Origin of the sequence: Mesorhizobium sp. M0019 (assembly GCF_040323975.1) — a bacterium.
Classification (GTDB): Bacteria; Pseudomonadota; Alphaproteobacteria; order Rhizobiales; family Rhizobiaceae; genus Mesorhizobium.
The window spans coordinates 315,651-327,755 of the sequence record NZ_JAMYVK010000001.1; the positions used below are offsets into that span (position 1 = coordinate 315,651).

Genomic DNA, 12,105 nt, shown 5'->3' on the forward strand with positions numbered 1-12,105 from the left:
CCTGCCACGGTGAGGATCAAGGGGGCTGGGATTGGACGCATTATCGGCCAGGTCGCAGGTCACCGGCTTCTATGACAAGCCGAGCGGGTCCGTCCAGTATGTGGTCGCCGACATGGCGACCCGCAAATGCGCCATCATCGATCCGGTGCTCGACTTCGACGAAAGGTCCGGTGCAACGGCAACGAAAAACGCCGACGCCCTGCTCGACTTCGTCAGGGAAAGCGGGCTGGAGGTCGAGTGGATCCTCGACACGCATCCGCATGCCGATCATTTCTCCGCCGCCCATTATCTGAGGGGGAGAACCGGAGCGCCGACGGCAATCGGCGAAAAGGTCATCGACGTCCAGAAATTGTGGAAGGTGATCTACAACTGGCCGGAATTCCCCGCCGACGGTTCGCAATGGGACAGGCTGTTCGCCGACGGCGCAACTTTTTCGGTCGGCGGCCTTCCGGCAAGAGTGCTGTTCTCGCCGGGCCACACACTGGCCTCGATCGCTTACGTCATTGGCGACGCCGCCTTCATCCACGACACGCTGTTCATGCCGGACAGCGGCACCGCAAGGACAGACTTTCCGGGCGGCAGTGCCGAGCGGCTCTGGCGTTCGATCGAGGACATCCTGGCGCTGCCGGACGAGACACGTCTGTTCGTCGGTCACGACTACCAGCCGGGCGGTCGCGAAGCGCGGTGGGAAAGCACGGTCGCGGAGCAGAAAGCCGGCAACATCCATGTTGCCGGCTGCAAGACGGAAGCCGACTTCGTCGCGCTCCGCCAGGCCCGCGACAGGACGTTGCCGATGCCGCGGCTGATCCTGCACGCGCTGCAGGTCAATATGAATGGCGGACGCCTGCCGGAACCGGAATCCAACGGGCGGCGCTATCTGAAATTTCCGCTCGATTGCCTGTGAGGAGATGGGTCGCTGGCACTACAGTGCCATTCAAACTCGGCGCCGCCCTCATCGTTCTGCGATGGTCATCCAAGTTATTGATCCTGATTCGATTTTTGCGATGTTTGCATCCGATAGGTCCATGCGGAAGACGGTGGTGGCAGCCGGATGAGGAGCGGCGCAGACGCCAGCTAAGTGTTTAGTCCAGCGTCAGGGTTTTGTTCGGCGGGCTAAATGTTCATACGTGATTTGCCAAGGGTTGCTCTCGGAAGATCTCTCCTCGCCGATCCAATGGAAGCTGTTGGCAGTGATCTCGGTGAAACGCCATCGAGTTTGCAGACCGCGCGAGTCATTGCCGAGCTGGACAATGTCCTTACCCTCGGCCCGCCCGATCTGGCGCGAGTGATCCTGGTTGAGCGGGTCGTTCCATATGATATGCCAGCCATCGATCCCAGGGTCGAAGATGCGCAAGGTCGTACCATACATGGTCGACGGCGCAGGGCGCTTGGGCCTGATCCAAACGTCCTGAATCGCGCGGCCTTCGAGCACCCAGCCAAAATGGCATTCGCCATCCCATTTCTGGATTGTGCCGTCGTCGAGGTAGTGGACCGAGTCCATTTCCCAGCTTCCAATCAGCCATCCATACAGGGCCATGTCTTTCGCTCGGTCGGCTGGCGGACCTTCGGATCCGAGAGCGGCCAGAAACGGAGAAATGGTCATCGTCACACTGCCTTTCGTTTTCAATAAACGAGCTCAACTGCCCGGCGCAGCCTCGGCGGCTCGTTGTCGCGCCGCCTGCCGCGAGCGCCGGGTTGTGGAATGCCGCGGTCGGCGCCGCAACATTGCCGCCACAGCTTGCAGTCTTGCGGTTTTCAGGGCTTGGGGAAAATTGCGGTAATGCCGCTATCGATGCGATCGTCTGGGGACGCCATGGCAAGGCTACTGAGCAGTTATGGCGGCGGATCGGACATCCGCGAAGGCGCCGCGGAACCGGCAACCCGCTAATACATGTCGCGCAAAAGTGGCAGCGGTTTGCGATAACGACATGCATAAACCAAGAATCTAAAGCGCGTCGCACAAGGCCGGTCGAACGCGACGCGCTTTTAAAAAACGGCGGCGCCAGTTACCTGACGCCGCCGTTATTTGTTCCCTTGGAAGGCCTTACGCCGCCGGCTGCGCCTCGATGGTGCGCAGCGCCTGCGTCTGGCGCTTGGCCGCGGCCTTGACCGCGTCCTGCACCTTCTCGAAGGCGCGCACCTCGATCTGGCGCACGCGCTCGCGGCTGATATCGAACTCGGCCGACAGCTCTTCAAGCGTCAACGGCTCATCGGCGAGGCGGCGCGCCTCGAAGATGCGGCGTTCGCGGTCGTTGAGCACGGCAAGAGCGCCCGACAGCATGCCGCGCCGGTTTTCCAGCTCGTCCTGCTCGATCAGCATCTCTTCCTGGCTTTCGTGGTCGTCGACCAGCCAGTCCTGCCATTCGCCGGACTCGCCTTCACTGGCCCGGATGGGCGCATTGAGCGAGGCGTCGCCCGACAGACGGCGGTTCATCGACACGACTTCCGCTTCCGAGACGTTCAGCCGGGTGGCAATCTCGGTGATCTGGTCGGGCTTCAAATCGCCTTCGTCGAGCGCCTGGATCTTGCCCTTCACCTTGCGCAGGTTGAAGAACAGGCGCTTCTGGTTGGCGGTGGTGCCCATCTTGACCAGGCTCCACGAGCGCAGGATGTATTCCTGGATAGAGGCCTTGATCCACCACATCGCATAGGTGGCGAGACGGAAACCGCGCTCCGGTTCGAATTTCTTGACGGCCTGCATCAGGCCGACATTGCCTTCCGAGATCACCTCACCGATCGGCAGGCCATAGCCGCGATAGCCCATGGCGATCTTGGCGACGAGCCGAAGGTGGCTGGTGACGAGCTTGTGTGCAGCCGTGGTGTCCTCATGCTCGGCATAGCGCTTGGCGAGCATGTACTCTTCCTGCGGCTGAAGCATCGGAAAGCGGCGGATTTCTTCCAGGTAGCGGCTGAGACCGCCTTCGCCGGAAACGATACTGGGTAATGACTGGGCCATGATAGCGCCCCCTCTCTATTGGAGTGATGCCCCCGAAACGCGGCGGGCATGTGGCGCGAATGCCAAAGGCACATTCGCGCCAACCGACATATATAGGAACAAAACCAGAAAGACAGGCATTTGTTCAACACGAAACAGTGTGTCACGTTGAAGTGAACAACGCCGGTCAGGTTTTCAGGTGGTTGGTTCAGAGCTTGCGGAAGCCGTCGACGAGTTCCTCCATGTCCCACGGTATCGGTGCTTCGAACCTCATCGTTAGATGGGTATCCGGATGCCGAAATGCAAGGAGGCGGGCGTGCAAAGCTTGTCGCGGAAACGCTTTTACCTTGCTTCTTAGCGGCTCGGGCAACCGATTGGCCTTGGTGCGGAAAGCCTGGCCGTATTCGGGGTCGCCAATCACCGGATGGCCGATATGGGCCATGTGGACGCGTATCTGGTGAGTGCGACCGGTTTCCAGCCGGCATTCGACCAGGCTCGCCGTGGCGAATTCCTGCTGCTGCTCGCCAAAGCGCTCGACAACGGTGAAATGCGTGACGGCGTGGCGGGCATCGTCGCGGCCTTGCGGCACCACGGCGCGGCGTACCCGGTCGGCGGCGCGGCCGAGCGGCGCGTCGACCGTCCCGGTCGGCCTTGCCGGTATGCCCCAGACCAACGCCAGATACGCGCGCTCGAGATCGCCGGTCAGGCCGTGGTCGGCAAAGGCCTCCGACAACGCCTTGTGGGCGCGATCGGTCTTGGCGACGACTATGACGCCACTGGTCTCCTTGTCGAGGCGGTGGACGATGCCCGGCCGTCTCACCCCGCCGATGCCCGACAGGCTATCACCGCAATGATGGATCAGCGCGTTGACCAGCGTGCCGGTCCAGTTGCCGGCGCCGGGATGCACGACCAGCCCGGCCGGCTTGTTGATGACGATCAGCTCGCTGTCCTCGTAGAGGACGTCCAGCGCAATATCTTCGCCTTGCGGCTCCGCCGGTTCCGGCTCCGGCATGTCGACCGACACGCTGTCACCTTGTGCCATCTTGCGCTTCGTTTCGCTGGCTGGCCTGCCGCCGATCCTGACGGCGCCCTGCTTTATCAGCATCTGTACCCGGCTGCGCGACATGTCGGGGCCGAGCCTGGCCGCCAGCCATTGGTCGAGCCGCTGGCCGGCCGCATCAGCGCCCGCCTCCAGGACGATCGGTCCGGCCCCTATTAATTGTCTGACCTCTTCGTTATGAGCGCTCATCGAAAACAGTTCCGGAATCTGCTGCCATGGCCCGGCCGCTTGCCGACGAAGACGAGGAAAAGCCGCTCGACCCCGAGGTCGAAAAGGTGCGGAGGAAGCTCGTCCGCTTCGTCGCCATCAATCTCGGCCTGCTGTTCCTCGCCCTTATGGTGGTGATCGCAGCACTTGTCTACAAAGCGCGCAACGCGCCGCCTGCCGCCCCTCCGCTAAGCAGCGACATCCAGGTGCCGATCGGCGAAACGGTCAACGGCGACATCGTGCTGCCGGTCGGCGCCAGGGTGATCAGCCAATCGCTGTCCGGCAATCACCTGTCGATCGACACCGAGCTGCCCGACGGCAGCCGCGCCATCTTCGTTTATGACATCACTGAGCGCCGCATCGTCGGGCGTTTTTCGATCAGGAACAAATGACCGGTTTTGCCGAACACCGCAGCATTGCCACGGTCGCGCTTGTCGTCGCAAATTATGACGAGGCGATCTCGTGGTATGTCGACCGGCTGGGTTTTGTCCTCACCGAAGATGTCGATCTCGGCGGCGGCAAACGCTGGGTCACGATCACGCCGCGCAAAGGGCAGGGCGCGCGGCTGCTTCTCGCCGAAGCATCCGGCGATGCGCAAAGGCACGCCGTCGGCAACCAGACCGGCGGGCGGGTCTTTTTGTTCCTCGAAACCGACGATTTTGCCCGCGACCATGCGCTGATGCTCGAAAAAGGCGTCGAGTTCCGCGAAGCTCCACGCCACGAGGCTTATGGCACGGTCGCGGTTTTCGCCGACCTTTATGGAAATCTCTGGGACCTGATCGAGCCAAAACGCTAGGCTTGCAGCGGATATTTCACCGGCGCGATCGGCAGCCTTAAGCCTAGTTGCTTTTTGCCAGCCGTCAGCCTATATCGCCGGTTCTTGAACGCGCCCATCGTCTAGCGGTCAGGACACCGCCCTCTCACGGCGGGAACAGGGGTTCGATTCCCCTTGGGCGTACCAAGTCTCTCCAAACTCTCGGCAAACCATCAATCCGATCCATCGCCTTGGGTCGCGGCGGGTTTGGCTCATTGCCGCTTCCGGCGCAGCGGAGCCGATTGCATTAGCATTGCATCGTGGGTCTTGAGGCACAGCGTTAGCGGCGCGCAGAACGTCGCGCTGAGTCGATGCCACGCGGGGAGGAGCCAGATACAGAAACTACAATCGCAAGGCGTCCATCACGCTGGTCGGCACTGCCTGGAGCCGACCTGAGCTACAGCTGCCGGCGGCGGATCGTTTTGGCGAGCTCGGCGAAGGCGCCTCTCCCTCGAAGGGTGGATGCCGGGAAGGCCCTTAGCACCCGCCAGCGAAGCTGCGCGCGACGCGCATGGCTGGGCTCTAAACGCGCCATACTCCAGTTGCAGTATCGTAGCTTCTTTGCCGTTCGAATTTCTCTCAGTCATGGCTTCGCACGATACCAAGATATGCTGCGAACGACACATCCACGGCGGGCTCAACCATTCGATCTATTCCGGCAAGCCGAAAAGTGTTTGCGCGCCTGCTATTCCTCCGAGCGGATGACTGCCCATGGCGATCATCCGCTCGGTAGTTTCTGCCTCGAACACTGTCGACGCGAGCACCGTCCGTCCCAACGGCTTGCACAGCCCTTCGATGCGGCTGACAAGATTTACAGCCTTGCCGATCGCGGTGAAGTCCAACCTGCCGGCAGTGCCGATATTCCCCCAGAGTATCTCGCCGACATGCAGGCCAATGCCATATCCGAGCTCAGGGCCGCCATTGCGGCGCCGAGTTTGGTTGAGATGATCTATCCCGGCGCGCGTGGCCTTCACGGCGCGTACCGCAGCGTCACATGCGGCATTTGCATCGCGCTCGCCAATCGGGAAAATCGCGAGGACGCCATCACCTATAAACTTGAGAACCTCACCACCAAATGCGTGCACCGCGCCGGCGACGCAATCGAACCAGGCATCAAGTACCAATACGATCTCGTCTGCATCATGAACCTCGGATAGATCGGTGAAACCTCGAAGGTCCGCGCACAGAAGCGCAGCCCGTATCGTCTCTCCCTTTACTCGACGAGAATGACCGTTGAGCACATGTGCTGCACTGCGCTTTCCCAAATATGCTTCGAGCAATGCGCGTTTCGCGGACCGTTCTGCGAGTGCGGTCATCGGAGCCGCAGCAAACCGGGAGATTTGCCGCAGCAGCTCTGACTGCGCCTCATCCGGAGTATGATCGAACGCCCACACCAAGGTCGGTGCGACACCGCCCGCTCGCTCGTCGAACACGATCGCCCGCGTCGTGCCAAGCCACTCCCGCAGCACGAGCCGGGGATCGGCATTCTGGCGGTCGGCGCCTATCCCCAAACCCTCGACCACTTCACCCCCAGGCGCTCGCCAGAGCCAGATACGGCGTGAAATGATTGGGTCGGGAGCATCCTGCGCCAGCGCGCCGGCGATGATCGGCAAGCCGTCTTCCATCAAATGCGTTGAGAGCTGCAATAGAAGTCGCCCACCGTCGCCAATATGCGCGGCGTCGTCCAGAAGGAATGAAAGCGACTTTGCGAGAAGCATCGGTAGAAGGTCACTCGGCACCGGCTTATGCTTACGCCTCGAACATCTTCTTGCAACTCCCCACATTCGCTTCAATCATGCACGGTATTCGATGCGGATGTGACCTGGAGTGAGCGATGGCGGAATCGGTTTACACAGAGATTGAGGTCGCCGCGCCACAAGCGACCGTGTTCGCGCTTTTGACGGATCCGGACCAGATCGTGCGATGGATCGGGACCGAAGCGAATTTGGATGCAACGCCGGGCGGTCTGTTCCTCGTCAATGTCGGTGGTCGCTATATGGCGCGCGGTGAGTTCACCGAGGTGATCCCGGTCCACCGTCTTGCCTACAGTTTTGGCTGGGAAGACAACGAGACCGTGCCGCCCGGCTCCAGTCATGTCGAGATCGACCTGATCGCGAGGGATGCGGGGACACTGATCCGCTTCACGCACAGCGGACTGCCGAACGCAAAGGAGCGTGACAGCCACCGAAGGGGATGGGAGCACTACCTCTCAAGGCTGAAGATCACTGCCGATGGGGGACATGTCGATCCCGACGTGCCGATGAAGAATATGTGATTTTCATCTAAGGGCCGCGGATGCCCGTAATCCGAACCAGGCGCGGCATGCGTCAGCGAGGCCCCTTTGACCTGCCGTCGCCAGACCGGCCGCTCGGGAAACCCAGCGGCCTGCGGGCCGCCGCACCATTACAGCTGCCGGCGACGGATCGTTTCAGCGAGCTCGGCGAAGGCGTCCGCGATCCCGGTGCCGCTCTTGGCGCCTGCGTGGAGTTCTTGAAACTCAGCGCTTCTGGCGCAACGCCTCGGATTGAATTAGCATCCGTTCATCAAAGCTCCGGCCGCACTCCTGCAGGATGCGGAATGCGGAGCGCAGGCGAGCGAGGCCGGGCGCGGTCACATGCCGGGCGCCGATCCAAGCGCGACTGGGCATCCGAACTTCCGTTCGGCGGCAAGACGGCGTGGCCGGGAGGAGTCAGATGCAAAAACTACAATCGCAAGGCGTCCATCACATCACGCTGGTCGGCGCCGGGCGTCAGACCTCGATCGATTTTTGGGAGGGCGTGCTTGGCATGCCTTTCATCTTCGAGCAGCCCAACCTCGACAAGCCAAGCGAAAGCCATCTCTATTTCGATCCGGGCGACGGCCGGCTGATCACCGTCTTCACCGACGAAAGCCGCACGCCGGTCAAGCGGCGCACGCCGACCGACACGGGCTGCGTCCATCATATCGCTTTCGCGGTGTCGCGCGTCACCTTTCTGCAGGCGGTTGCCCGGCTCGACGAGCGCGCCATCAAGCACAGCGGCGTCAAGGATCGCGGCTTCATGGACTCGATCTATTTCGAGGATCCGCTCGGCCTGCTGATCGAACTCGCCTCCTACCGTTTCGAACCGCCGGCGGGCTTCACCCATGCCGACGTGCTGATGCAGGCGCACAAGATCCGCGTCGCGCGCGGCGACTACGCAATAGCCGAAGTGCATCTCGCCGACGCGATCCAAGCGCTTGTCGAGCGCTCGCGCACGACCTTGTCGGAGGATCGCGCACCGAAAAATCCATACTGACGACACGCCAAACAAAGGGAGGACATAATGGCAAAGACAGCAACGAAGAGTGCGAAAAAGCCCGCCGCCAAGGCAGCCAAACCAGGAGCCAAGCCGGCGGCCAAAGCCGCCGCCAAGTCAGCGGCGAAAGTGGCAAGGCCGGCGACGAAGGTCTCCGGCAGAAAGCCCGCGAAGGCCAAGGCGAAGCCTGCGAAAAAGCCGGCGCTCACGCTCAGCATGCTGAAGCCCAGCGTCAACAATATGAGCGTTCGGGTGTTTGCACGCGCCGCCGGGCTCGATCATTCCGAAACCGACGTTTGGGGCCTCACGCGCTCGCCCGAATATATGGCGCGAAACCCGGCCCATCTTACGCCGATGATCGAGGACAAGGGCCTGCCGAGAGGTGTCTTGTGGGAAAGCTGCGCCATCATGCAGTACCTCGCCAACAAGCACGGGCTGGAGAAATTATATCCCAAGGCGCCGGCCAAGCGGGCAATGATCGACAGCGCCATGTTCTACCTGATCGGGACGCTCTACCCCTATGTGGCGCGCGCCACATATCCTGTGCTGAATTTCCCGCAATATGCCGGCGAGGTCGGCCACAGCGACGCTCATCCCGACAAGAAGTCGGAAGCCCAGAAGGCCGCTATAGAAGCGATAGCCGAGCCGCTGGAGGTGTTTCACAGCTTCTTCAGGAACGGCAAGCCGTTCATCGGCGGCAAGAACCCGTCGATCGCCGACATCCGTCTGGCGGCGACGCTCGAATTCCTCGCCGTCATCGACTATGCGCTGCCCCAATGGGCAAAAGACTATATGGCGGCGATCGAGAAGAAGCTCGGCAAGGCCTATGCCGAGCCGGCCGGCGACGTGCGCGGCTATATCGCCTATGTGCGGTCGCAGGCCAACGCCTGAGGCACGTGCAGGCCGGCGATCGTCCGCACGTTCTGCGGGAGCCGGTAATGATCTGGGGTAATTCTTTCTTACTCTCCCCTGTTTGCACGGTGTGGGGAGCTTAAGGTTTCGTTAACCGAAACCCTTTCTACTGGTATCCACCTCCAGCTTGCGACCACGGATGTACTGGCGCGGATGGAAAGCAAAGGTCGGCTGCTCGCCGGCCTTTTGCTTATTTCAGCCCCTGCCGAAGTTGCGCCAGACGGCGTTTCACGACGCCTGCATGGCTGATGAAGCGCGTTGCCGGCATCTTGCCATCGCCGATGTCGGCCCTACCATCGAAGTAGTACCCTCCTCGAGGGCGGTTCAAGGACAGAGGCCCTGTCATGAAAAGCATTGCTGGAATGATGGTGATTGCAGGCGCCATGCTGGCGGGTGCAGCCGGTCAATCGAATGCAGCGACGCTCAACACCATGCCCGAGGTCGGGGCTGCCATCCAGGCGTGCTGGACCCCGCCGGCGAATGCCGGGAATTCCACCGTCACCCTGAGCTTCAGCTTCAGGCGCGATGGCACGCTGATCGGCCGGCCCAAGCCGACCGCCATCCGCGTCGCCGGCGAGGAGAAGACGCGCCAAGCTTTTGTCGACGCGGCGGTCGCGGCCGTGGACCATTGCCTGCCGTTGAGCTTTTCACCGGCGTTGGCTCAAGGCATCCCGGGCAAGGTGTTCACTCTGCAATTCAACTCGCCCAAACAAGAACAGGCTGCACCGCGAGTGAAGGCTTCGCCTTGATCTTTTCCAAAAACCGGATTCCACTTTTCGGGATCTAGTGCATGTCGCGCAAAAGTGTGCAGCGGTTTTGCGACAACGACATGCATTAGACAAGAACCTAAGCGCGTCGCATGAGGCCCGGTCGACCGCGATGCGCTTTAGTGGCGCCTTCGTCTGGCCTCGACATGTCGCGCCAGTTCCGGCATCTCGAAGACATAGTCGCTCCAGGCCGATTCCGGTATCTGGCCGGCGAGATAGCACTCCAGCAAAAGCCTCTGCTCGTGGTCGAGTGGCCTCGGTGCGCGTTCATGGTCCAACCCAAGTGAATGGAACAGATTCCTGGTCAGGTCCGCGACAGTGAAGTGGATCGACATTTGCGGTCTCCTCCTTTGGCCGCTCAACGCCGATCCGAGGGCTAAGGTTTCAGCAACGGCCGGCCGGTAACGCCGGATTGATCGCGATGCCGAACCCGCCGCGCGCATCAAAACTTCGCCGTGGCGGGCGTCCGCCGGCGTTGCTGCCGGTTCGTCTCAATCTTGAAATAAAAATGTAATATTGAATTTACACGAGTGGATCTAATACACTAGAGCTAAAGTCTCTGGTGGCGATTTGATCTACTCCAATTAGGAAAGACTGATTTAGCTAGTACTTATCCATAGTCGACAAAGAAATCCTGTTCTCGGTGCAACAAGGATAATGGTCGTTCCAATGACACGCTTCTGGCCCCTCACGATTCTGATGCTGGTGTCGGCAATAGCCGTTGCGCTCGGCACATCCTTCTCCTACGCGGATAGCTGCGGTGCCATCAGGAGCCAATTGCTTTCGGCGGGGCGCAGCGGCGGGACCAGCCCCGAGCTTGCCCAACTGCGCCGGCAACTCGCCGCGATTCAAAAGCTTGAGAGACAACGCAGATGCACGGCGAGAACGGCCGGCTTCTTCTTCAATCCCTGCGCCGACCTGGTCAGCAGCAAGGCGGAGGTGCAACGGCAGATCGCCAGACTGTCGAATTCGAGCAGGGACACGTCCGGATTGAAGGCCAGGTTTGTCGCGCTGGGCTGCGCCGCCCCCGCTGCCAAGAAACAGCCGGCGCAGCAACGCACGGCACCCAAGGCCCAGTCCGCAGGCACAACAATTGGCGGCAATCGGATGCTGTTTTGCGTTCGCTTGTCGGACGGATATTTCTTCCCCGCGCCAAAATCGCAGTTCGCCAAGAGCGACGATCTGAAGGAAATGGTCGATCAGTGTCGCTACATCTGCGACGATGCCGGCGTCGACCTCTATACGCTGAGCGACGCCACTCGCGAGACCGAGGAGATGGTCGCGCTCGAGTCGGGAAAACCCTATGTGGAGCTACCTGCCGCGTTCCGGTACCGCGACGACGCGAACTTCAAGGCCTGCGACGTCAAGCGCTATTATCGGCGCGTCGCCGAGCTCAGGGCACGAACCGTGACACCGGCCAACATGACCAATGCCATCATACCGTTGCCGACGGCAAAGCCGGATTTTGGCATCGTCGCGGAAATTCCTGAATCCGGGATCGAAACCGCCGGTGCCGCTCCGGCAGAGGCAAAAACGCAGGCTGCCGAAGTGCAGGGGGTTGCCCAGCATCAGTCGATCGAAAGAGCGATCGGCGCGCGGCCGGTGAGAGTGGTCGGGCCGGCCTTCTTCCCGGCGGACTGACCAAGGCGGGCGATGTTCCGAGACGGCCGGATCGGATAGCCGCTTCAAGGCCTGGAGCCGTGCGCATCGACCGACGTCGGCTGGTTATTCGCAGACCATGCGGGCCCGTTTGCCGGGCTCGCTGACATTCTTGCAAGTTAGCGGCTTCGTCGGCTCCGGCGACAGCATGGGCGGGTTGTTGGTGACCCTCCTCCGAGGCGCTGCAACGGAAGCCGCGCTCCTGCGCACCGCCGGCCTTTTCGGCGTTTGCGGCGCCACTGGAAAGACGTCGGTCTCCAGTTGCGACTGTTCGGCTTGCGCCTGCGGCGAAGGCCTGTCCCAGAAACGGCGAACATCGAGCGGCTTGGGAATGATGACGGTGCCGTCATAGCTGCGCGCGCAGCCGCTTCCCAGAGGCAGCGCCAGGCACAGGAAGACAGGCAGAATCCGTCGAGACATCAGCAATACCCCTGCAAGCTTATAACGCTGCTTCGGCCTAACCGACAACCGGCGGA

At 61.4% G+C, this 12,105-nt stretch carries 14 protein-coding genes and 1 tRNA gene; 9 read left to right on the forward strand and 6 right to left on the reverse strand.

Annotated features, from left to right (window positions below):
* Positions 1–31 precede the first annotated feature (31 nt).
* On the forward strand, positions 32–904 hold the full coding sequence (locus NKK47_RS01560) for an MBL fold metallo-hydrolase (RefSeq protein WP_352574809.1): 873 nt from the start codon (positions 32–34) through the stop codon (positions 902–904).
* Between the two features lie 189 nt (positions 905–1,093).
* On the opposite strand, the gene NKK47_RS01565 is transcribed toward NKK47_RS01560, so the two are convergent.
* The 3 genes from NKK47_RS01565 to NKK47_RS01575 all read right to left on the reverse strand — a co-directional run bounded on the left by NKK47_RS01565 (position 1,094) and on the right by NKK47_RS01575 (position 4,184).
* The gene (locus NKK47_RS01565) at positions 1,094–1,603 is read right to left on the reverse strand and encodes a hypothetical protein (RefSeq protein WP_352574811.1); all 510 of its coding nucleotides are present in this window, start codon (positions 1,601–1,603) and stop codon (positions 1,094–1,096) included.
* Positions 1,604–2,044: 441 nt separating this feature from the next.
* Positions 2,045–2,956, reverse strand: a complete 912-nt coding sequence (rpoH, locus tag NKK47_RS01570) for an RNA polymerase sigma factor RpoH (protein ID WP_023678514.1) — start codon at positions 2,954–2,956, stop codon at positions 2,045–2,047.
* Positions 2,957–3,143: 187 nt separating this feature from the next.
* The gene (locus tag NKK47_RS01575) at positions 3,144–4,184 is read right to left on the reverse strand and encodes an RluA family pseudouridine synthase (protein WP_352574813.1); all 1,041 of its coding nucleotides are present in this window, start codon (positions 4,182–4,184) and stop codon (positions 3,144–3,146) included.
* Between the two features lie 26 nt (positions 4,185–4,210).
* Between NKK47_RS01575 and NKK47_RS01580 the strand changes: the two genes are divergently transcribed.
* From NKK47_RS01580 to NKK47_RS01590, 3 genes are all read left to right on the forward strand, one after another.
* Positions 4,211–4,594: a fimbrial protein gene (locus NKK47_RS01580; protein ID WP_352457953.1), complete on the forward strand. Its 384-nt coding sequence runs from the start codon at positions 4,211–4,213 to the stop codon at positions 4,592–4,594.
* Positions 4,591–4,998, forward strand: a complete 408-nt coding sequence (locus NKK47_RS01585) for a VOC family protein (protein WP_352574815.1) — start codon at positions 4,591–4,593, stop codon at positions 4,996–4,998. Before NKK47_RS01580 ends, NKK47_RS01585 begins: the two co-directional genes overlap by 4 nt.
* A gap of 90 nt (positions 4,999–5,088) precedes the next feature.
* Positions 5,089–5,163, forward strand: a tRNA-Glu gene (locus NKK47_RS01590).
* Positions 5,164–5,666: 503 nt separating this feature from the next.
* On the opposite strand, the gene NKK47_RS01595 is transcribed toward NKK47_RS01590, so the two are convergent.
* On the reverse strand, positions 5,667–6,734 hold the full coding sequence (locus NKK47_RS01595; protein WP_352574817.1) for an adenylate/guanylate cyclase domain-containing protein: 1,068 nt from the start codon (positions 6,732–6,734) through the stop codon (positions 5,667–5,669).
* A 116-nt stretch (positions 6,735–6,850) separates the two neighbouring features.
* Here NKK47_RS01595 and NKK47_RS01600 point away from each other — a divergent pair, with 116 nt between their 5' ends.
* The 4 genes from NKK47_RS01600 to tolA all read left to right on the forward strand — a co-directional run bounded on the left by NKK47_RS01600 (position 6,851) and on the right by tolA (position 9,952).
* Entirely contained in the window at positions 6,851–7,291 is a 441-nt protein-coding gene (locus NKK47_RS01600; protein WP_352574819.1) for an SRPBCC family protein, read from the forward strand.
* Between the two features lie 418 nt (positions 7,292–7,709).
* Positions 7,710–8,291 carry a VOC family protein gene (locus tag NKK47_RS01605; RefSeq protein ID WP_352574821.1) on the forward strand — a complete coding sequence of 194 codons (582 nt, stop codon included), beginning with the start codon at positions 7,710–7,712 and terminating at the stop codon, positions 8,289–8,291.
* Positions 8,292–8,318: 27 nt separating this feature from the next.
* Positions 8,319–9,182 carry a glutathione S-transferase family protein gene (locus tag NKK47_RS01610; protein ID WP_352574823.1) on the forward strand — a complete coding sequence of 288 codons (864 nt, stop codon included), beginning with the start codon at positions 8,319–8,321 and terminating at the stop codon, positions 9,180–9,182.
* 365 nt (positions 9,183–9,547) lie between these two features.
* Entirely contained in the window at positions 9,548–9,952 is a 405-nt protein-coding gene (gene tolA / locus NKK47_RS01615; RefSeq protein WP_352574825.1) for a cell envelope integrity protein TolA, read from the forward strand.
* Positions 9,953–10,089: 137 nt separating this feature from the next.
* Here the strand turns inward: tolA and NKK47_RS01620 are convergent, their stop codons facing one another.
* A complete protein-coding gene (locus tag NKK47_RS01620; protein WP_023678527.1) occupies positions 10,090–10,305 on the reverse strand; it encodes a hypothetical protein in 216 nt (71 codons plus the stop codon).
* Between the two features lie 334 nt (positions 10,306–10,639).
* Between NKK47_RS01620 and NKK47_RS01625 the strand changes: the two genes are divergently transcribed.
* Positions 10,640–11,611 (forward strand): DUF2865 domain-containing protein, encoded by a 972-nt coding sequence (locus NKK47_RS01625; protein ID WP_352574827.1) that lies wholly within the window; start codon positions 10,640–10,642, stop codon positions 11,609–11,611.
* Positions 11,612–11,695: 84 nt separating this feature from the next.
* On the opposite strand, the gene NKK47_RS01630 is transcribed toward NKK47_RS01625, so the two are convergent.
* On the reverse strand, positions 11,696–12,049 hold the full coding sequence (locus NKK47_RS01630) for a hypothetical protein (RefSeq protein WP_352457960.1): 354 nt from the start codon (positions 12,047–12,049) through the stop codon (positions 11,696–11,698).
* Positions 12,050–12,105: the final 56 nt, after the last annotated feature.